The organism is Sphingobacterium sp. BIGb0165, from assembly GCF_024810095.1.
In the GTDB taxonomy this organism is placed as follows: domain Bacteria; phylum Bacteroidota; class Bacteroidia; order Sphingobacteriales; family Sphingobacteriaceae; genus Sphingobacterium; species Sphingobacterium detergens.
This window is the reverse complement of the sequence record NZ_JANUEB010000009.1, coordinates 225,920-245,758: the sequence shown is the minus strand read 5'-3', so window position 1 is coordinate 245,758 and position 19,839 is coordinate 225,920. Positions and strand designations below refer to the sequence as shown.

20 protein-coding genes are annotated in these 19,839 nt (G+C 38.3%); 8 read left to right on the top strand and 12 right to left on the bottom strand.

Annotation, left to right across the window (positions count from 1 at the left end; translation table 11 throughout):
• Positions 1-21 precede the first annotated feature (21 nt).
• From M2408_RS21000 to M2408_RS20990, 3 genes are all read left to right on the top strand, one after another.
• Positions 22-555: a plastocyanin/azurin family copper-binding protein gene (locus tag M2408_RS21000; protein WP_120261539.1), complete on the top strand. Its 534-nt coding sequence runs from the start codon at positions 22-24 to the stop codon at positions 553-555.
• Positions 556-926: 371 nt separating this feature from the next.
• Positions 927-2,333, top strand: coding sequence for a dihydrolipoyl dehydrogenase (gene lpdA, locus M2408_RS20995; RefSeq protein ID WP_259186402.1), 1,407 nt, complete (start codon positions 927-929; stop codon positions 2,331-2,333).
• A 67-nt stretch (positions 2,334-2,400) separates the two neighbouring features.
• Positions 2,401-2,805, top strand: coding sequence for an acyl-CoA thioesterase (locus M2408_RS20990; protein ID WP_259186401.1), 405 nt, complete (start codon positions 2,401-2,403; stop codon positions 2,803-2,805).
• A gap of 152 nt (positions 2,806-2,957) precedes the next feature.
• On the opposite strand, the gene M2408_RS20985 is transcribed toward M2408_RS20990, so the two are convergent.
• The gene (locus M2408_RS20985) at positions 2,958-3,257 is read right to left on the bottom strand and encodes a DUF3817 domain-containing protein (protein WP_120261536.1); all 300 of its coding nucleotides are present in this window, start codon (positions 3,255-3,257) and stop codon (positions 2,958-2,960) included.
• A gap of 244 nt (positions 3,258-3,501) precedes the next feature.
• On the opposite strand from M2408_RS20985, the gene lpdA (M2408_RS20980) reads away from it, so the two are divergent.
• Positions 3,502-4,890 carry a dihydrolipoyl dehydrogenase gene (gene lpdA / locus M2408_RS20980; RefSeq protein ID WP_259186400.1) on the top strand — a complete coding sequence of 463 codons (1,389 nt, stop codon included), beginning with the start codon at positions 3,502-3,504 and terminating at the stop codon, positions 4,888-4,890.
• Positions 4,891-4,966: 76 nt separating this feature from the next.
• Here the strand turns inward: lpdA (M2408_RS20980) and M2408_RS20975 are convergent, their stop codons facing one another.
• The 4 genes from M2408_RS20975 to M2408_RS20960 form a co-directional block, all read right to left on the bottom strand.
• Positions 4,967-5,971 (bottom strand): LacI family DNA-binding transcriptional regulator, encoded by a 1,005-nt coding sequence (locus tag M2408_RS20975; RefSeq protein WP_259186399.1) that lies wholly within the window; start codon positions 5,969-5,971, stop codon positions 4,967-4,969.
• Positions 5,972-6,102: 131 nt separating this feature from the next.
• Positions 6,103-6,633, bottom strand: coding sequence for an HAD family hydrolase (locus M2408_RS20970; protein WP_259186398.1), 531 nt, complete (start codon positions 6,631-6,633; stop codon positions 6,103-6,105).
• Between the two features lie 74 nt (positions 6,634-6,707).
• A complete protein-coding gene (locus tag M2408_RS20965) occupies positions 6,708-7,187 on the bottom strand; it encodes a hypothetical protein (protein ID WP_259186395.1) in 480 nt (159 codons plus the stop codon).
• Between the two features lie 115 nt (positions 7,188-7,302).
• Complete coding sequence (locus M2408_RS20960; protein ID WP_208642616.1) at positions 7,303-7,953, bottom strand: ABC transporter ATP-binding protein; 651 nt, start codon at positions 7,951-7,953, stop codon at positions 7,303-7,305.
• A gap of 172 nt (positions 7,954-8,125) precedes the next feature.
• Here M2408_RS20960 and sucC point away from each other — a divergent pair, with 172 nt between their 5' ends.
• The 3 genes from sucC (at position 8,126) to M2408_RS20945 (ending at position 11,802) form a co-directional block, all read left to right on the top strand.
• On the top strand, positions 8,126-9,319 hold the full coding sequence (gene sucC / locus M2408_RS20955) for an ADP-forming succinate--CoA ligase subunit beta (RefSeq protein ID WP_120261531.1): 1,194 nt from the start codon (positions 8,126-8,128) through the stop codon (positions 9,317-9,319).
• A 249-nt stretch (positions 9,320-9,568) separates the two neighbouring features.
• The gene (gene asnS, locus M2408_RS20950; RefSeq protein ID WP_259186392.1) at positions 9,569-11,014 is read left to right on the top strand and encodes an asparagine--tRNA ligase; all 1,446 of its coding nucleotides are present in this window, start codon (positions 9,569-9,571) and stop codon (positions 11,012-11,014) included.
• Between the two features lie 167 nt (positions 11,015-11,181).
• Positions 11,182-11,802 carry an L-threonylcarbamoyladenylate synthase gene (locus M2408_RS20945; RefSeq protein ID WP_223583873.1) on the top strand — a complete coding sequence of 207 codons (621 nt, stop codon included), beginning with the start codon at positions 11,182-11,184 and terminating at the stop codon, positions 11,800-11,802.
• A gap of 401 nt (positions 11,803-12,203) precedes the next feature.
• On the opposite strand, the gene M2408_RS20940 is transcribed toward M2408_RS20945, so the two are convergent.
• The 7 genes from M2408_RS20940 to tilS all read right to left on the bottom strand — a co-directional run bounded on the left by M2408_RS20940 (position 12,204) and on the right by tilS (position 17,172).
• Complete coding sequence (locus tag M2408_RS20940) at positions 12,204-12,638, bottom strand: SRPBCC domain-containing protein (protein WP_259186391.1); 435 nt, start codon at positions 12,636-12,638, stop codon at positions 12,204-12,206.
• A gap of 224 nt (positions 12,639-12,862) precedes the next feature.
• A complete protein-coding gene (locus M2408_RS20935; RefSeq protein WP_259186390.1) occupies positions 12,863-13,426 on the bottom strand; it encodes a Crp/Fnr family transcriptional regulator in 564 nt (187 codons plus the stop codon).
• A gap of 15 nt (positions 13,427-13,441) precedes the next feature.
• Positions 13,442-13,771, bottom strand: a complete 330-nt coding sequence (locus M2408_RS20930; RefSeq protein WP_077437878.1) for a DUF721 domain-containing protein — start codon at positions 13,769-13,771, stop codon at positions 13,442-13,444.
• Entirely contained in the window at positions 13,764-14,867 is a 1,104-nt protein-coding gene (gene recF / locus M2408_RS20925; protein ID WP_259186388.1) for a DNA replication/repair protein RecF, read from the bottom strand. Before recF ends, M2408_RS20930 begins: the two co-directional genes overlap by 8 nt.
• Before the next feature lie 34 nt (positions 14,868-14,901).
• Positions 14,902-15,222, bottom strand: a complete 321-nt coding sequence (locus M2408_RS20920) for a DUF4834 family protein (RefSeq protein WP_259186387.1) — start codon at positions 15,220-15,222, stop codon at positions 14,902-14,904.
• An 88-nt stretch (positions 15,223-15,310) separates the two neighbouring features.
• A complete protein-coding gene (locus M2408_RS20915; RefSeq protein WP_120261524.1) occupies positions 15,311-15,805 on the bottom strand; it encodes a hypothetical protein in 495 nt (164 codons plus the stop codon).
• A 35-nt stretch (positions 15,806-15,840) separates the two neighbouring features.
• Positions 15,841-17,172 carry a tRNA lysidine(34) synthetase TilS gene (gene tilS, locus M2408_RS20910; RefSeq protein WP_259186386.1) on the bottom strand — a complete coding sequence of 444 codons (1,332 nt, stop codon included), beginning with the start codon at positions 17,170-17,172 and terminating at the stop codon, positions 15,841-15,843.
• A gap of 99 nt (positions 17,173-17,271) precedes the next feature.
• On the opposite strand from tilS, the gene M2408_RS20905 reads away from it, so the two are divergent.
• Positions 17,272-19,776, top strand: a complete 2,505-nt coding sequence (locus tag M2408_RS20905) for an OstA-like protein (protein ID WP_259186385.1) — start codon at positions 17,272-17,274, stop codon at positions 19,774-19,776.
• Positions 19,777-19,839 lie beyond the last annotated feature (63 nt).

Below are 19,839 nucleotides of genomic sequence, written 5' to 3'. Positions count from 1 at the left end.
AAGAATTAACAAAACGTAATAATGAAAAAACTTTTTATGATACCAGCAGTTGCAGTTGCCTTGTCAATTGCATCTTGTGGCGGAAACAGTGAGAAGTCTGGCAAATCAGCTAGTACAGAATCGACAACTTCAACAGAAAACCAAGCGACAGAAACAGTACCTGGAATTGAAAACGTGGCTATATCTAACAGCTTATCTTTAGAAGGTAACGATCAGATGAAATTTGACAAGGACTTATTCCGTGTTAAAGCTGGTGAACCAGTAGAATTATCTTTCAAAAATGCTGGTACCATGCCAAAAGAGTCTATGGGACATAATGTTGTCATCCTTAAACCAGGTGTAGATCTTCCAACTTTCGGTGCTGAAGCGGCAGCAGCGGTTGCTGATGAGTATGTTCCAAAATCAGCCCTATCCTCTATCGTTTCCCATACAAAATTATTGGGTCCTGGTGAAACAGATAAAATTACATTTACACTCGAAAAAGGAGTATATTCTTTCATCTGTAGTTTCCCTGGACACTATGGAGTAATGCAAGGAAAAATCGTTGCAGAATAATAAAATAAAAACGAAAAGGATATTCAAATCTGGATATCCTTTTTCTTCACCTACCCTTTGCTCAAAGGTAGAAAAGTAGTGTCTCACCCTCTTTTTTGAGATTCATTGTAGGCATATATTCAATTGCTCGTAGTCCTATCTATTTCGGCGTTGATGCATCAGCATGCGCTACTTCTTTAAGGCTTTATGTCTAGCTGTATATTTTTCCTCTATACGAATTATCGAAATTAGATTATTTTAAAGGGAGTAAGCAATACTTCTTTTATCAAAAAAATGTAAAGTAAGTCTATTCGGTTACAAATCGCAAGTTTTGATTTCCTATCCCATTAATAATCACTAAATTTGTACTACTAAAAATTAAAACGTAATCAATGCAATACGACGTAATTGTAATCGGAAGTGGTCCAGGCGGATATGTAGGAGCTATCCGTTGTGCCCAATTAGGATTAAAAACAGCTGTTATTGAAAAATATAGCACATTTGGCGGTACCTGTCTTAACGTTGGATGTATTCCTTCGAAAGCGCTTTTAGATTCATCGGAGCATTACCACAATGCTGCCCATAATTTTGATGCGTTCGGCATCAGTTTAAAAGATCTCAAGGTAGATATGGCAAAGATGATTGCTCGTAAAGACGATGTCATTGCGCAAAATACTGCCGGTATCACTTTCTTATTTAAGAAAAACAAGATTGACAGTTTCCAAGGTGTAGGTTCATTTGTGGATAAAAACACCATTAAAATAACAAAAGCAGATGGTTCTACAGAACAAATCACTGCCAAAAACGTCATCATTGCAACAGGATCAAAACCGACTTCGTTACCATTCTTGCCTGTTGACAAAAAAAGAATTATCACTTCTACTGAAGCACTTAACTTAAAAGAGATCCCAAAACACCTTATCGTCATCGGCGGTGGTGTAATCGGTCTGGAATTAGGTTCGGTGTATGCTCGTCTAGGTTCAAAAGTTTCTGTAGTTGAATTTGCAAAATCTATCATTGGTACAATGGATGGCGGCTTAGGAAAAGAATTGCAACGTGTTTTGAAAAAATCATTAGGCATGGAGTTCTACCTAGGGCATAAAGTGACAGGTGCTACAGCAAAAGGTAAAACTGTAAAAGTAACTGCTGAGGATCCAAAGGGACAAGAAATCACATTGGATGGCGACTATTGTATCGTTGCTGTTGGACGTACAGCTTATTCTGAAGGTTTAGGCTTAGAGAACATCGGCATTGCATTAGAAGAAAGAGGCAAGAAAATCCCTGTAAACGCACACTTAGAAACTTCTGTTCAAGGTGTATTCGCAATTGGTGATGTCATCAATGGAGCAATGTTGGCGCACAAAGCGGAAGACGAGGGAGTATATGTTGCGGAATATATTGCAGGACAAAAACCACACATAGACTACAACTTGATTCCTGGTGTTGTGTACACGTGGCCTGAAGTAGCTTCAGTTGGAAAAACTGAAGAGCAACTTAAAGAGGCTGGCGTGAAATATAAAGCTGGATCTTTCTCTTTCAAAGCTTCTGGCCGTGCAAAAGCATCCGGTGATACAGATGGTTTTGTAAAAGTACTGGCTGACGCAACAACAGACGAGGTATTAGGCGTACATATGATTGGTCCGCGTGCAGCTGACATGATCGGTGAGGCGACTGTAGCGATGGAATATCGTGCATCTGCAGAAGATATCGCACGTATCTGCCATGCTCACCCGACCTATACTGAAGCAATTAAAGAAGCTGCATTAGCCGCAACCGCAAATAGAGCAATACACGCGTAAGTGTTAAACAGAATAAACTTAAGGGGAAAAGGAAACTTTTCCCCTTTGTCATAAATACCTATATCAGATGAATTTTTATACAAGAAAATGGGTCAAACCCGAAGACCTTAACCCAAATGGAACATTGTTCGGCGGAACACTTTTGCGTTGGATCGATGAAGAAGCGGTTATTTACGCTATTGTACAATTGGGAAATCCTAAAGTGGTTACAAAGTTTATATCTGAAATAAACTTTGTAAATTCGGCCAAACAGGGGGATATTTTGGAATTAGGTATTGAAGCGATCAATTTCGGAACAACTTCATTGACGATGCGTTGTGAGGTCAGAAATAAAATCTCAAAGAAAACGATACTATCCATCGACAAATTGGTGTTTGTCAATTTGGACGAGAATGGAAACCCTGCCCCGCATGGAAAAGATAGTATAACCTATGCTTATATGGGCATCGAGAAAACAGGGCGGGATGATTAAACATCTCCCCTGTTCCTCTGATATTAATGCGTATTTTTTATAAAGCTCAATTTGGAAATTTGCGATCACAAATTATCAAGCACCATGCGGAAAGCTTAACTTTGTAAGCTTAGGGCTTACACTATTGGGATCTCTATGCGAATATCTCAATATTAGGATTTCTGTCTTTTGCCGTCGATTTCCTTCTTTAGATCCAACTCCACCCAAAATCCAAGGATTGGAACCAAAGAAGCTAAAAAGTACTTTATAGCTTTTAAAATAGGCCACTTATATTCGACAGTAGACATGATGAGCATCACAACAAATATAACGACAAAAAAGCCATGAATGGATCCTGCGATCTTAACAGCCTCCGGTATTCCAGCAAAATATTTCAGTGGCATTGCAATGAAAAACAAGCAAATCGTGGAAATGGCCTCCCACAACGCAATCTGTCTAAATATTCTTAACATAATGATAAACTGTGTATTGTGAACTTCAAAAATAAGACTCTAAATACAGTTGACCCATTATTTTTTGCCCTTTTACCAAGACGTGACATTATCCATTATACAATGACATTGTTTTATCAAAAACCGCCAATTTTACAATAAATAGTTCATATTCGTCAGAAAAAATACGTACTTTTGAATGAATATAAGGTTCAATACCTTGGTATTTGAAGCTATAACACTCAACTACAGAATATTTATTTATATGAATTACGACATCATTGTAATCGGTAGTGGTCCAGGCGGGTATGTTGCTGCCATTAGAGCCGCTCAGTTAGGGTTCAAAACAGCGATTATTGAACGCGAATCTTTAGGCGGAATTTGTCTAAACTGGGGCTGTATCCCTACAAAAGCATTATTGAAAAGTGCTCAAGTATTTGAATATTTAAACCATGCCGCAGATTACGGCATCAATGTTCAAGGTGGTGAGGCTGATTTCGAAGCTATCGTCAAAAGAAGCCGCGGCGTAGCTGAAGGAATGAGTAAAGGTATTCAGTTCTTGATGAAAAAGAATAAAATTGATGTCATCAATGGAACTGCAAAAATTAAAAAAGGTGGTAAGATCGATGTGAAAGGCGCAGACGGTTCTACCAAAGAATATGCAGCAAAACACACTATCTTGGCGACAGGGGCACGTTCACGTGAATTGCCTAACTTACCACAAGATGGTAAAAAGATTGTTGGCTACCGCCAAGCTATGACATTACCTAAACAACCAAAATCTTTAGTTGTTGTTGGTTCAGGCGCAATCGGTGTTGAGTTTGCTTATTTCTATAATGCAATTGGAACAAAAGTGACTATTGTTGAGTTTATGGACAGAGTCGTTCCGGTTGAAGATGAAGAAATCTCAAAACAACTAGAAAAAAGCTTAAAGAAACAGGGCATTAATATCCTTACTAAATCAGAGGTTCAATCTGTTGACACATCTGGAGAACTAAGCAAGGTTTCTATTAAAACTGAAAAAGGTATTGAAGTAATCGAGGCAGAAGTTGTACTATCTGCGGTAGGTATTGCTCCTAATATCGAAAACATAGGCTTGGAAGAGGTTGGTGTAAAAACTGATCGTGGCCGTGTTGTCGTAGACGATTTCTACAAAACAAATATTGAAGGTGTTTACGCTATCGGTGACATCGTTAAAGGTCAAGCATTAGCTCACGTTGCTTCGGCAGAAGGTATCACTTGTGTTGAAAAAATCAAAGGTCTTCATGTAGAACCTATCGATTATAACAACATCCCTGGATGTACTTATTGTTCTCCAGAGATTGCTTCTGTCGGTTATACTGAAAAAGCAGCTAAAGAAGCAGGGTATGAAGTTAAAGTAGGTAAATTCCCATTCTCTGCTTCAGGAAAAGCTTCAGCAGCTGGAGCAAAAGACGGTTTCGTAAAAGTTATCTTCGATGCAAAATATGGTGAATTCCTAGGGGCCCACCTTATTGGAGCTAATGTTACCGAAATGATCGCAGAAGTTGTTGTTGCCCGTAAATTGGAAACAACAGGACATGAAATGATCAAAACAATCCATCCGCACCCAACAATGAGTGAAGCTATCATGGAAGCATGCGCCGATGCATACGGTGAAGTGATCCACTTATAGTCACCTATAAACATAAAAAAGAGGGGAAAATCGAATGATTTTCCCCTCTTTTTTATGTTATTCATTTGGATGAAAATTACATCACCAATCTCGACTTAAATACAATTTGTTGATCTGCGACATCTGAATTTTCGATTCGTTCAAACAGAATTTCAGCTGCCTTACGCGCTTGCATACCTGGAAACTGTTCGATACGACCCATTGGTGGATTTTCCATGTATTGCCAAAGAGGATAATTAGCATAACTAATAAAGAAGATATCTTGATTTAAAACCAACCCTTTGTTGCGCGCTGCTTTCATCAAATCCAATGTAACAAAGTCATTGAAAGAAATAATCGCTGAAGGTCGTTCGGACATCGCAAATATACTGTCCATTGCTTTCTCATTTCCTTCGGTACTCAGGTCCGTTTCAATAATATTCTTTTCCAAGATATCCATCCCATTTCGCTTCATTGCAGATAAGTAGGCTAACTTTCTATCCTCACTCGCAGGCAAAGTCTTTGGCCCATTGACCAAAGCAATGACTTTATGGCCACGGGCGACAAAAGCATCAACAGCCTCATTCATTCCTGTGGATAGATCGCTTTGAACTTTATTGATATTTGGCAAACTAGGGACACAATCAAAAAAGACAACTGGGATTCCAGATGACTCCAATTTCTCGATAAACTCCAAATTAGTTGTTTTCTTACCGATAGACATCAAGATCCCATCTACCCTATGATTTTTAAATGTTTTCAAAATCTGTTCCTCCCGATCAGGATCATCCAACGACTGCCCCATTAAAACAGTGTACCGTTGTGCCGAAGCAACATTTTCTATTTCGCTGATTGCAAAAGAAAAAAATGGTTCTGAAAGGCTAGGTAAAATCACAGCTATGGTAAATGTTTTACGCTGTTTAAAGAAAATGGCTGTTTGATTGGGTTCGTAGTTCAATTCTTCGGCCATTTTTTTCACACGCATTGTCGTTACCAATCCAATACTTGGATGGTCATTCAATGCTCTTGAAACCGTGGAAGGACTGATTTTCAGCTTCTTGGCAATTTCCTTAATCGTGGCAGGCTTGTTCACTTTATTCATAAATCCAAGGGCTTTATATAAAAATAGGGCTTTTATATCCCTAATCATAATTTTTTTTCAACAATGTTTATTCAGTATATTTTAAAGTCAAAACATTGTTAGTAGATAATACAAAGATAATCAATGCAAACTTAGTCCACAAATTGAATCGCAGTGATATCTACTGCAAATTCCTGTGCTAAAAATTGAGTAGGATCTATCTGCCGGAAAGCAAGCTCATCTTGAAAATAAATTTTCACCCGATTGCTAAACTCTCCCCAGTCTACAAATTTCACCTTGTTCAATTGTTCCAGTGGATTCCCCTTCGTCAAAACACATATTTCCTTACCTTCTTCATTCAATTGCGAAAATAGCGTAGTAATATGATCGAAAAGATGCAACTTAAGTGGTAATACAGCATTTACATGTAGTCGTTCAAAATGCTCCTTGTACTTCATATCAAATCCAAATGTGGCTTGCGCATGTTCAAATAGGGATCCTTCACCCTGACTTTCCAAATGATTTTTCATAAAGTTGACCAAATCACCCTGTGGAGGAAAAGTCTCCGTGAATTCTATAAAGTTGGCAAAGAGATAATAAACTTGAAGTAAGTAGTCTTTTTTCGGAAAAAGAACATCATCCAATTCAAAAACGTACACTTTTTTTTCTTCTGGAAACATCATCACTAATAGACCTTTAAATTAAAAAAGTTGAACAGATTATGCCCAACAGATAACGCATAGAGAATCGGATCATATTACTTCGAAACACAGACTAATGCGAACTCTTCAGCCGAATCCGAAGTGACCAAAAGTCCATCCAATGTGTTTTCATAGATCGCCTCACCCAACAAGTTATTGCCCTTCGAAAGCAAAACATAAGGAAGATCAGCTGGAGGATTTTCAATGATGGAAAATGTTTCAAGGATATCCTTATCTGGAACGAGAACTGAAATCTGATATTCATCAAATAAAACTTTGGCTTCGGCCAATGGCTCCAGTTCGAAACCACCTAAAGGTAATACATAATCAACCCGCTGGTCTAAACTCAATTTTAGCACCTCATGCGCAAAAGTTGGTAGCAAGCCCTTTGGAATGGCCGTATAATTCCCAGATTTTAAAAGCAAATCGGGAATCTCTTCCGAACTTGCATACAGAACTTCAAAACTACCTGAAAGTTTTCTAGCAATACGCATTGCCAGCGGTCTAGTTCCGAAAGTTATCAATATTCTCTTCATCAAAATAATTTTGTTTTTCATCGGCAATTAAGCCCTCAAAGACCTGTCCAGTAAATCAGGTTTGGCTCCTTCCTCTACCTTGATCTATAAACGCAATGGCTTTCCTATGAAATAGTTAAACAACCAATCCGTCACGCATATGAATTGTTCGATCCGATATACGGGCCAATTCTTCATTATGGGTTACGATGATAAATGTTTGTTGGAATTTGTTTCTAAGATCAAAAAACAGTTGATGTAAGGCCGCTGCATTTTCGGAATCCAAATTCCCCGAGGGTTCATCAGCTAAAATGATTGAAGGATCATTCATCAGAGCCCTAGCGACAGACACACGTTGTTGCTCGCCTCCGGACATCTCAGCAGGCTTATGATCAATACGATGTGAAACCCCAAGTAGCTCCAATAATTCTTTCGCTTTCGTTTCAGCTTCAGCTCGTCCCTGTCCACGAATAAATGCAGGAATACACACATTTTCCAGCGCAGTAAATTCAGGCAATAAATGATGAAACTGAAAAACGAAACCAATATGCTCATTACGAAATGCACTCAGCTTTTTGGCACTCAGTTTATGGATATCGACACCATCAATAAATATCGAACCTTGGTCAGGTTTGTCCAGCGTTCCGATAATATGCAAAAGTGTACTTTTACCTGCCCCTGACGCTCCGACAATACTTACGATTTCACCTTTTTCCACGGTTATGTCGACGCCTTTTAAGATGGGTAATGCCCCATAAGCTTTGTGAATTCCTTTGGCTTGTAACATCATAGGGCAAAGATAAATAAATTTACGATATCACACCTTTGAATAAATAAGCAGTTATTTCTCTATTTCAGCCATTTTATTTTTCACAAATGTCAAAAAATAGATAAAAGAGCAATTTATCCCTTGTCTTATCCCCCAAAAAAACATATTTTTACGCCAAATATTTTTGCAAATGAACATTCACGAATATCAAGGAAAACAAATACTAAAGAGCTTTGGTGTGCGCGTACAGGAAGGTATCGTAGCAGATACTCCAGAGCAAGCTGTGGAAGCGGCTAAAAAGATGAAAGAAGACTACAATTCCGACTGGGTTGTTGTCAAAGCTCAAATTCACGCTGGTGGCCGTGGTAAAGGTGGTGGTGTCAAGTTAGCTAAGAACTTAGATGAAGTCAAACAAAAAGCAACTGACATCATTGGTATGCAATTAGTAACGCCTCAAACTGGACCTGAAGGTAAAAAAGTAAACAAAGTTTTGGTTGCTCAAGACGTTTACTATCCAGGTGAAAGCGAAACAAAAGAATTCTACATGTCTGTATTATTAGACCGTGCTACAGGACGTAACATTGTTATGTACTCTACAGAAGGTGGTATGGACATTGAAGAAGTTGCAGAAAAAACACCGCACTTGATTTTCAAAGAAGAAATCGATCCAAAAGTAGGCTTACAAGGATTCCAAGCACGTAAAATTGCTTTTAATCTAGGTCTTTCTGGTGCTGCACACAAAGAAATGGTAAAATTCGTTGCTGCACTTTACAAAGCATACGATTCTACTGACTCTTCTATGTTCGAGATCAATCCGGTATTAAAAACTTCTGATGACAAGATCTTAGCAGTTGATGCCAAAGTAAATCTTGACGAGAACGCATTGTACCGTCACCCTGATTACGCAGCTATGCGCGATGTAACAGAAGAAGATCCAACGGAAGTTGAAGCTGGTGAATCAAACCTTAACTATGTTAAACTTGACGGTAACGTAGGTTGTATGGTAAACGGTGCTGGTCTTGCAATGGCAACAATGGATATCATCAAATTAGCTGGTGGTGAACCTGCAAACTTCTTAGATGTTGGTGGTACTGCAAATGCTGAAACTGTAAAAGCTGGTTTCAATATCATTTTGAAAGACCCTAATGTAAAAGCAATTTTGATCAACATCTTCGGTGGTATCGTTCGTTGTGACCGTGTAGCGCAAGGTGTCATTGATGCTTACAGTGAAATTGGTAATATTCCTGTTCCTATCATCGTACGTCTTCAAGGTACAAATGCTGAAGAAGCGAAAAAATTAATCGATGAATCAGGCTTACAAGTTTATTCTGCAATCTTATTGAAAGAAGCTGCTGAATTAGTAACTAAAGTGTTGAAAGGTTAATTCCTTCAATCATCATAAAGCTTAAAAGCGGGACAACTCAGTTGTTCCGCTTTTTTTTGCCCCCAAGGCAGCTATTTTTCACTCAGTTTGACGCGAATAGTGACCGGGAAAAATTAAGTTTAGAAGCTTATTGATCCTTCATTCAGCGAATTAAATCAACATTTATACCCAATAAACCAATAGAATAGCTTATTTTTGTATTGCTTTTTTGACAAAGCATCTTTTACAAGTCATTCTCCAAAAATTAAGATGGAACACACAAGAATAAAGGAACTATTGAATGCCACAGAATTCGGCAAAGAGGTCGTTGTTAAAGGTTGGGTAAGAACTTTCCGTAACAATCAATTTATAGCAATTAATGACGGTTCGTCAATCAATAATATTCAAGCAGTAGTCGATTTTGAAAATACACCTGAAGATATCCTAAAGCGTATCACTACCGGAGCTGCAGTTCGTGTAAAAGGCCAATTGATAGAATCGCTAGGTAAAGGACAAAAAGTAGAAGTTAAAGCTACTGAAGTAAGCATTATAGGGGATTCAGATCCTGAAAAATACCCTTTACAACCGAAAAAACACAGCTTAGAATTTCTACGTGAAATTGCTCACTTACGTTTTCGTACAGGCACATTCAATGCTGTATTCAAAGTTCGTAATGCCTTAGCTTTCGCTGTACATAAATTTTTCCAAGAAAATGATTTTGTGTACATGCACACACCGATTATCACAGGTTCTGATGCAGAAGGTGCCGGTGAAATGTTTCAGGTGACTACCTTAAATTTGACCAACCCGCCACGTAAAGAAAATGGCGAAATTGATTTCAAGGAAGATTTCTTCGGAAAATCGACGAATCTTACCGTATCTGGTCAATTGGAAGGTGAACTCGGAGCAATGGCTTTTGGTAATATCTATACTTTTGGGCCAACCTTTAGAGCCGAAAATTCAAATACAACACGTCACTTGGCTGAATTCTGGATGATAGAACCGGAAATGGCTTTCTATGAATTGGAAGACAATATGGATTTAGCAGAAGCTTTGCTGAAATACGTGATTAAATACGCTTTGGAAACTTGTCCTGAGGAAATCGAATTTTTGAAAAGCCGTTTGTTAGAAGAAGAGAAATCAAAACCAGCAGCAGAACGTTCTGAATTAAATTTGGTTGAAAAACTAAACTTTGTTTTAGAGAATAATTTCGAACGTGTAACTTATACTGACGCTGTTGAAATACTAAAACGTAGTAAGCCAAACCAGAAGAAACAATTCAAGTATCTAATTGATGACTGGGGAGCTGACCTGCAATCTGAACATGAACGTTATTTGGTGGAAAAACACTTCAAAAAACCTGTTATCCTAACTGATTACCCAAGGGAGATCAAATCTTTCTACATGAAGCAGAATGAGCCTGATGCCCAGGGTCGCAATACTGTTCGTGCCATGGATATTCTTTTCCCAGGTATCGGTGAAATGGTCGGCGGTTCGCAACGTGAGGAAAATCTTGACCGTCTATTAGCACGTATGGCCGAAGTAGGTATACCAGCAGAAGAAATGGAATGGTTCTTGGATACACGCCGCTTTGGTTCCGTGCCACATTCAGGATTTGGTGTAGGCTTTGAGCGCCTGGTATTATTCACAACCGGAATGACAAATATCCGCGACGTAATACCATTCCCACGCACACCGAAAAACGCAGAATTTTAATATAAAGAACAACAGCCAAAACAAAATATTTTGGCTGTTGTTCTTTTAAATATATACGTATCGGAAGGATAGTTTTGAAGCTTTGACATCATCCGCTTCGTGCTCGAACGTGACCAGATTAAAAAACTAAATCCCCCAACGCTATTATAAATTTTACCAGACTAGATATGCTTATCAAAATATATAACGATAATCCCAATCCAAAAGCCATCGCACAAGCCGTTGATATCCTTAGGCGTGGCGGTGTAATCATTTACCCTACAGATACCGTTTATGGTATAGGCTGTGATATTACCCAACAAAAGGCAATTGAACGTGTGTGTGAGATTAGAGGTTTAAAACCCGATAAAGCCAATCTCTCTTTCATCTGTTACGACCTGACTGATATTTCACAATACACCAAATCTTTCGACACTGCCGTCTTTCGTGTCCTTAAGAAGGCATTACCCGGCCCTTTTACATTTATCTTTAATGCTACCACCAAAGTTCCCAAATTATTAAGTTCGAAGAAGAAGACTGTAGGTATTCGTGTGCCAGACAATAACATCGTTCGGGAAATTGTGAAACAATTAGGCAATCCGATTGTGACAACTTCCATCCACGATGAAGACGAAATTATCGAATACTCCACGGACCCCGAATTGATCTATGAGAAATATCAAGATCTGGTAGACGCCGTTATTGACGGAGGCTACGGGGACAATGTCGCTTCAACAGTAGTAGACCTGACAGAGGGAACCTTTGATGTTATTCGTGAAGGAAAAGGTGATCTGGAACAATACTTATAATATTTAGTATTCTCCAAATAGCGCAGGACTATTTAACATTTCAACAAACATCTTAACAAATCACCAAAGATCAACCCAGATCAGATTGTTGGTACTTTGTGCATAAGATTTACTTTTCGATACTTTAACGCTCACTTTTCCACAAAAACAACCACTTATTAACACCTAAAATGTTAATAAGTGTAACGTACATATATGATCGTTGATGCAAAATGTGTATAACCCCATGCTTATCAACAGTTAAATGTTAATAAGATAAATAAGCAAATCTAAAAACTAACGATAAATGTGTAAAACCAAGGGGTTATCAACATAAAAATGTTCATAACAAGCTTAAAAGCTCTTCGGCATCGAAATACGATGTGTATAACAGATCCAAATTCACATAACAATGTTGAAAGTTAACAACCCAACTCCACACGTTGCTTCAATGCTGCATTGAAAAGTTCAAACCCCTGCTTCGTTGTCAACAATAACTTTCCGAAGAATGGGATTAATAAACCAGAAAACAGCTCACCTTGAATGAGTCGAACCTGCCCCTCTTCCATCTGTTCCAATATAAAATAATGCTCACCATCAAAGATTCCCGGAACAAATAATTCACCTCTCCAACGCAGCTCGCGGTTAGAGTCGATGCTCAAAAAGCGTGGATTCATCTTGATTTTAAAACCATCAGGTTGTTCCAACCTAACTGCACAACGCTTTCCCAATGCAGGCTCCTGTCCAAAGCTTTTTATAGTTGGACTCCACACTGGATAAGTTTTGAAATCTGTCAACACTTGCCATACCTGCTCTACTGTCGCTTTAATCGCGATACTTGTCTCAATCTTTTTCATTATTTTAATAATTTATATCCCTCCAAATGAAGTCCACATGCTTACCCCATGATGGATTCATTGAATTGAAAATTGCTCCAGAAAACAAGTGTTCACAAAGCGTTTTCAAATTGAACACCTTATTACACAGAAGCCTTAGCCCAATTCAAAGCCCAAAGGCCCTCACTTACTATTGGAGATAAAACAAAACTAGGATAAGAAATGGAGACAGCTCTTGACTTTTATCAAGAACTCATTTTTGCGCGGATACGACTGAGTGTTTCGGGGCTCATACCCAAGACTGAGGCAATATATTGAAGTGGTACTTGATGGAATAGGAATTTATGTTGCTCAAAATACTGTTGATAGCGTTCTTCCGCTGTCAAACAAATAAAATCTGAAATTCGTTGCTCCATCGCTCCAAAACATTTTGCTAAAAATGTCTTTTCAAATTTATTCCATTCAATAACCTCAGACTCCATCTTTTGGTAATCTGATTTTGACAAACGGAACAAATGACAATCACTAATACATTGAAAATTCCATTTAGAAGGGGTATCAAAAATAAAAGAAGACAGCTCTGTGACGAAGTGATTAGCTGTACCTATCCACTGTGTAAATTCCCCGTTTTTACTCCATGCATATTGGCGAATCAGTCCTGATTCGATAACAAATAAATTGGAAGAATAGTCCCCTTCTTTGATCAGATAATCTCCTCTTTTGAGTTCAATTCGTTCGAAACTTGCGAACAATTTTTCTTGAGTGGCTTTGGGAAGAGGAAATAGGTTTTCAAACAATTGATTAAACATAACTACGAAAGCAAACTACAAGATCACGACTTCTTCGATGATGACGTGTCCTACATACTCGTTTACCCTTCCGAGGATTTGCCGACGCATTAATGCCAGTTCGTTTTTAATGACGGCAGACTCCACACGCACAAACAACTTTTTGTCTCTCACATAAAGCTGTTGCGTACGGTTGGCAATTGCTTTACCAATCAATTGAGGCCATACCGAAGCGATTGAGGTCTCATCAAATTTTCGACGCAGTTTATAAGCTTCAAGGAGACGTTCTACCCCCTGCTTAATGGTCATATCATCGCTTGACCGAATAAATTCTAGGCTCTTTTTCGTTGGTTGCTTCTTATACATTCACTTGTCCTCCTTCGATACCAAATATACGAACAGGGCGGTTGATTTCGTCAAAGATTCGTTGAATTCTTTTCGAATCTGTGTCAGTTAGAAAAATTTGCCCAAAACCATCCTCAGAAACCATCTGCATTAATTTATGGGTACGACGATCGTCGAGCTTATCAAAAATATCATCCAAGAGCAACAAGGGTTTGAATCCTTTTTTCTGTTGTAGATAAGAATATTGAGCAAGTTTCAAAGCAATGAGAAATGATTTTTGTTGGCCCTGGGAACCAAACTTTTTTAGTGGCATTCCACCATGAATGGTAAATATCAGATCATCCTTATGAATTCCCTGACTGGTGCGTTCCAGAATACGATCGCGCTCAAGGTTTTTCTCCAGAATATTCAAGAAAGAATCTAACATCAGCGGAGATTCATACTGTAGTTGGACAGATTCAGCATCTTCGGTCAAGAATTGATAATGTCGATCAAATTCAGGTTGGAACTCTGCCATAAATGATCTTCGCTTTTCAAATATAATATTGCCGACTTCCTCCAGTTGAAAGTTAAGAATTTCGATTAAGCCTAGATCCAAGACATTGGTCTGACGGGCTTGCTTCAGCACGCTATTTCGTTGGATCAGAAACTTGTTGTAGATAATTAAGGTATCTAGGTATTTATTGTCAGTTTGCGAAATCACATTATCCACAAACTTTCGGCGTTCCTCGCTACCATCTGTGACGATGACGCTATCATTGGGAGATATCATGACCAAAGGGAAAAGCCCAATATGATCAGCCAATCGAGGATAATCTTTTTTATTTTTTTTAAACTGTTTTTTTTGATTCTTTTTTAGGCTACAGGAAATAACATCACTATTTGATTCCTTATCAAATTCTCCCTGCACCATAAACCAATCATTACCTGATTTGATATGTTGCGAATCAATAGGATTAAAATAGCTTTTACAAAGTGATAAGTAGTGGATTGCATCCAATAGATTGGTTTTACCAACACCATTATTCCCTGTAAAAGCATTTACTTCAGGGAGAAATTCCAATGAAGATTCCGAGTAATTCTTGAAATTTAGAACAGAAAGTTGCTTGAGCCACATAGCCACAAAGATACGCTATTTGGACTGCTAAAAATTATTTTATTTCCTCAAAATCGACAAACTCACCAGCTGTTTCTGTCCCCTTACGCTCCGGAGTTTCCTTCGGTGGAATATAGTCAACCTGAATTTTACCCTCTGGTTGGGATCTTTTACTTTCTTGCTGTCCTTGACCAGTAAATTCGTAATAGAAAGTACCACCCTGTCCCTGACTGCTATATGCTCCCCCCTGTTCCTGCGCTTTTTTCATCAGCTTTTCAGCTGCTTTACGCATTGCAAACGGTAAAAATAATTTAAATAAAAATCTTACTACAAAGTAAACAGCGACTGTAATAAGTATAAATTTTAAAAATGCCATAGTTAATTCGTTGCTATTTTCTCAAATTTAACCAATAACTCGATAAACTGTTGTCTTTAAATTGTCAGATAAGAAATATTAACAAATTTTAAGACTTTCCCAATTTCCCTTTTGTCTCCATGATCGTGCGGTATAGCTCTTCATGCCGTTGGGTTCCCAACACATAAGTTAGTCCATCTTTATCTGTTAGATATACAGCATTTTTTCCACCCGCAAAAAACTTAATCTTCCCTTTGGTATGTAGATTATAAACAGGATTATTAAAAAAGAATGTACTATAAGGAGCCTTTTCAACCTTCGAGATGGAGGCCAGATCAATTTTAACAACGCGCGTCGACCAAAGACCGCTGATCAAGATATGGTCCTGAAATACCTCAATGCGAAACAAGACCATATACATCATCACAATAGATGTAATAATAATCCCAACTCCGACAATGAAAAACAATTGACTGGAGATCAAATGATCCAAGTTTAGATAAAATGCCGTAAAGCAGAATAGTACAAGTACCAAACGCACGCTTATCCAAACACGGTCACGTCCTAAATATTGATTTTCCGAATAGAGTACACCTTCTTTCATTTCTTTTATTAGTATTGAGATAGTAGACTTAAGCCTTAATCACATTTACAGACTAAAGTAAGGACTTTTTTTGTATTGCTGGTAATCTTATAACGATTATCCATACGATAATTGGCTAGCCAAAGGATATCGCCATTACCGTTTACTACAATGGGAATATTTTCCTTTTCGAATAAGCTGATTTTTTTATTGATGAAAAAATCGCTCAGTTTTTTCCGACCTTCCATGCCCAAAGGATAAAAACTATCTCCGATCTTCCACGAACGAATCGTTAAGGGAAAGACAAGCAGATCGTAATCGAGTTTTGCTATCTCTTTATTGTTGGTGATGGTAAGCTCAGAAGATACCCCGGTATGGAAACAATACTGCTTCCACTCCACAGTTGATGTTTCTGAGGTAATTATTGCCTCATCGGAAGATATAAATTCCTTTTCTCTAATAAAAAGTTCATTTCTATCCAAAAGCATATTGTAACAATCCGATTGAAAAATACGACCTGATTCCTTGGCCCAAGCCTGTTGCAAATCACTTAACACTGCTTTTGAAAAATTAAAACCAGAGAACAGTTCGTATAATAAAGGTAAATTATTCAAATATTCTTCCAGGTCTTCCTTACGTACTACCCAACCATCGCCCGTTGTCTGAAAAAGTTTGTTACGCAGGGGTTCGACAAATTGTTGTAACAAGAGATATGATTCCTTAAAGTGTGTAATATTCTGTTCAAAAATTTGCTCAAAATCAGGTTGTAGTTTTTTGAAATGAGGAATAATATCTATTCGTATCTTATTACGAGCATACTTTGTCGAAAAGTTAGATTGATCATCCCGATAAGCAATGGCATATTCCTGAACATAATATTCAATTTCACTTGCTTTGAGAAATAAAAGCGGTCGAATGATACGATCTCTTAAGGGTAAAATTCCCTGAAGACCTTGTAGTCCAGTTCCGCGTGAAAGATTTAACAGTACGGTTTCAATGTGATCATTGAGGTGTTGAGCCACAGCAATTCGGTCAAACTGAAGTTCCTCCCGAAGCTGCTCAAACCAGGTATAACGGAGTTCACGTGCAGCCATCTGGATAGAAATTTGATTTTCCTTGGCATAGGTCTTGGTATCAAATTGATTGACAAATATTGGAATTCCATTATCAGAAGCAAGCTTTCTAACCAAGGCTTCATCCAGTTCAGAATCCTCTCCACGCAACTGAAAGTTACAGTGTGCAATAGCGATTCTAAAGCCCGCTTTTGCGAATAAATGTGCCATCAACATCGAATCTTTCCCACCACTTACTGTAAGCAATATTTTGTCATGAGGCATCATTAAATGCTCCTTTTCAATATATCCCTTTAATCTTTCCAGCACATTCATATAACAAAGTTACGGTATATTTTGTCCGAATGATAAATTCACATCTTAAAATTTGTGAAATCCAATAAAGTAGCAATTAAAATCCATATTTTTGCCCTTGTGAGACAATACATTTTTACCCTTATTGTATTAATTTTAACTGCCTTGACGGTCCAAGCGCAGAAACAGGACGAACTAAAGTTACTTTCTTCGTCGCATATTATTACTGGAAAAAACGGTAACGTTGTTTTCTACCGTCCGGTTTATGAGCATGTTGGTTCGACGCTATCGTCTGACAGTGGGTATTTACATAATGATAAACTGGGGCGTCAATTCTTTGAAGCCTATGGAAATGTAATCATCACCCAACCTGATGGCACACAGATATTTTCCAATAAACTGCATTATGAAGCGGCCATGCAGTTAGCCACATTGACTGGAGCTGTCCGTATGGTCAGTACCAGTGGATCAATATTGACCACCGACCATCTGGTGTATAACATGCGTAGTAAAATTGGGAACTATTATAGCGGTGGACGTATTCTCTCCGGAAGTGACACCATCACCAGTCAACGCGCAACTTATTTCGAAAATACTGGCGAATCCTATTTTAATCAAAAAGTTGTTGTCCGATCAACCAATGTTAAAGTCTATACAGACTCCATGAAATACAATGGCAACACCCGTATAACGGATTTCTACGGTCCTACGAATATGAAAGGGAACAAGGGCGAAAATCTATATACTGAAAAAGGCCGTTATCATATGGCAACTGGTCAGGCTTATTTTTCAAAAAACAACCTATATACAGAAGGCACGAAATTCCTTAAGGGGGACAGCCTTTTCTATGACAGACAAGTTGGCATCGGTAAAGCCGTGAAAAACGTTGTCTTTGTAGATACGCTGGATAAATTCTATGCTTATGGTGGATATGGACTCTATAATGGAAAAAACGAATCCATCACCATGACCGATAAACCTCTGGTTGTTTCGGTGGTGAAGAAAGATTCCACCAAAAAAGATTCTGTCTCATCCTTCTCGCCTGTACAGCAAAAGTCCGAAAAAGAGCTAAAAAAAGAAGCTAAGGAATTAAAAAAAGCTGGAAAAGAAGAGCAGAAGGACAAGGGAAAAAACAATAAAACTGAAATTGTTGCTAATAATGATTCTAAAAAGAGCGTAACGGAAAATAAAAATGTCATCGGCAAGGATGAGAATTTAAAGGGAAACGCCGAAATGGACTCTGTCTTTATGACTGCTGATACCCTATTCTCCCAAATGATCTTCCGTCGAGATTATATTGCCCGAGATTTTAAATTAAACCGTGAAGGGGGAGCCATCGAAGAAGACAATGAGGTCGATTATGGCGATAAAGATTCCATTTCTGCGGATGTAGATTCAACCAATACCCTACAACAAGCAGCAGATAGTCTTAAGAAAGGCGTAGATAGCTTGCACAAAAAGGAAATCAAGAAACCAGTCCTTGACAAGGTGGGTAAAAAATTACCGGATACGGTTACAACCAATAGGCAGAATATTCCAAAAAAACAACCGGTAATAGTGGGGGATCAAAATCGCATCGAAATTGAGAAAAACCTGAAAGCCGATAGTGTCTTACGTAAAAAAGCAATCATTCCTAAAGGCGGGGAATCAGATAAGATTATGGGCGCAGCACTAAAAAATGCACAAGAAGGAAAAAGAGATTCCCTATCCCAGGATACGGCTAAAACAAGGATTCTAAAAGCCTACTATAATGCGCGACTATTTAAATCCGACTTACAAGCCGTTGCCGATTCGATGTATTATGGCATGCAAGATTCGATGTTTAGGTTAATGGGAAAACCGATGATGTGGGCTGAGAATTCGCAGATATCGGGCGATACGATATTCCTACAGGTGAAAAATCAGAAGCTGGACAACTCCCTATTGGTTGGAAATGCATTTATGGTCAATGCAACCAGTGATTCATTAAAGTTCAATCAGATTAAAGGACGAAAAATCACCAGTTTCTTTACAAATAACCGTATGGAGCGCCTCTTTGTTGATGGGAATGCTGAAAATATCTTCTATAACATCGATGAGAAAACCAATGTAACAACAGAACTCGTTCATGACCGAAGCAGCCGTTTTAAAATTCTGATGGAAAACAATAAACTTCAAGAATATGTTTCTATCCGAAAAGTCGATGGAAAAGTCTATCCGATTGCAGAAGTTACAGCAGATAAAGAATTTTTACCAAACTTTACATGGCGTCCTGAGGACCGTCCTAAATCCAAAGATGATCTATTAAATAGGAAACGTGATCTTTCCAAGTCTTCTTTTACAGCTCCAACAGAAAAGGAAACTGAGGACAATGGAAAAATGAAATCCAAGCCAAAAGAGGACAAAGGAACCTCTCAAAAAATGACCAGCGATACTAAATCTGGCGTAGACGTTATTACAGACAAGACAAATGGTAATGCTAAAACAGCCAAGCCCGAAGCAACAACAGCTAAAGCTCCAGTAAAAAAGGATATTGCTCCCGCGGTCGATAAAAAAACTGTTAAACAGGATTCAACGAATCTAAAACCATCAGCACGACCAGCACAAGATAGTACTCAAACGTCCAACAAGAAAAAAGTAAAATAGTCCGTATACAAGATAAAAGCAAGCGGGGCAAAATAAAATTTTGCCCCGCTTGCTTTTAACGTC

What these genes read in the sequence shown, in the direction of transcription:
- M2408_RS20930 (WP_077437878.1), bottom strand. Translation starts at nt 13,771, where the DNA reads ATGTATAAGAAGCAACCAACGAAAAAGAGCCTAGAATTTATTCGGTCA.
- tilS (WP_259186386.1), bottom strand. Translation starts at nt 17,172, where the DNA reads ATGAATGTGCTGGAAAGATTAAAGGGATATATTGAAAAGGAGCATTTA.
- M2408_RS20945 (WP_223583873.1), top strand. Translation starts at nt 11,182, where the DNA reads ATGCTTATCAAAATATATAACGATAATCCCAATCCAAAAGCCATCGCA.
- sucC (WP_120261531.1), top strand. Translation starts at nt 8,126, where the DNA reads ATGAACATTCACGAATATCAAGGAAAACAAATACTAAAGAGCTTTGGT.
- lpdA (WP_259186400.1), top strand. Translation starts at nt 3,502, where the DNA reads ATGAATTACGACATCATTGTAATCGGTAGTGGTCCAGGCGGGTATGTT.
- M2408_RS20970 (WP_259186398.1), bottom strand. Translation starts at nt 6,633, where the DNA reads ATGATGTTTCCAGAAGAAAAAAAAGTGTACGTTTTTGAATTGGATGAT.
- M2408_RS20985 (WP_120261536.1), bottom strand. Translation starts at nt 3,257, where the DNA reads ATGTTAAGAATATTTAGACAGATTGCGTTGTGGGAGGCCATTTCCACG.
- M2408_RS20935 (WP_259186390.1), bottom strand. Translation starts at nt 13,426, where the DNA reads ATGTTTAATCAATTGTTTGAAAACCTATTTCCTCTTCCCAAAGCCACT.
- recF (WP_259186388.1), bottom strand. Translation starts at nt 14,867, where the DNA reads ATGTGGCTCAAGCAACTTTCTGTTCTAAATTTCAAGAATTACTCGGAA.
- M2408_RS20940 (WP_259186391.1), bottom strand. Translation starts at nt 12,638, where the DNA reads ATGAAAAAGATTGAGACAAGTATCGCGATTAAAGCGACAGTAGAGCAG.
- M2408_RS20920 (WP_259186387.1), bottom strand. Translation starts at nt 15,222, where the DNA reads ATGGCATTTTTAAAATTTATACTTATTACAGTCGCTGTTTACTTTGTA.
- M2408_RS20915 (WP_120261524.1), bottom strand. Translation starts at nt 15,805, where the DNA reads ATGAAAGAAGGTGTACTCTATTCGGAAAATCAATATTTAGGACGTGAC.
- asnS (WP_259186392.1), top strand. Translation starts at nt 9,569, where the DNA reads ATGGAACACACAAGAATAAAGGAACTATTGAATGCCACAGAATTCGGC.
- M2408_RS20975 (WP_259186399.1), bottom strand. Translation starts at nt 5,971, where the DNA reads ATGAATAAAGTGAACAAGCCTGCCACGATTAAGGAAATTGCCAAGAAG.
- lpdA (WP_259186402.1), top strand. Translation starts at nt 927, where the DNA reads ATGCAATACGACGTAATTGTAATCGGAAGTGGTCCAGGCGGATATGTA.
- M2408_RS21000 (WP_120261539.1), top strand. Translation starts at nt 22, where the DNA reads ATGAAAAAACTTTTTATGATACCAGCAGTTGCAGTTGCCTTGTCAATT.
- M2408_RS20960 (WP_208642616.1), bottom strand. Translation starts at nt 7,953, where the DNA reads ATGTTACAAGCCAAAGGAATTCACAAAGCTTATGGGGCATTACCCATC.
- M2408_RS20965 (WP_259186395.1), bottom strand. Translation starts at nt 7,187, where the DNA reads ATGAAGAGAATATTGATAACTTTCGGAACTAGACCGCTGGCAATGCGT.
- M2408_RS20990 (WP_259186401.1), top strand. Translation starts at nt 2,401, where the DNA reads ATGAATTTTTATACAAGAAAATGGGTCAAACCCGAAGACCTTAACCCA.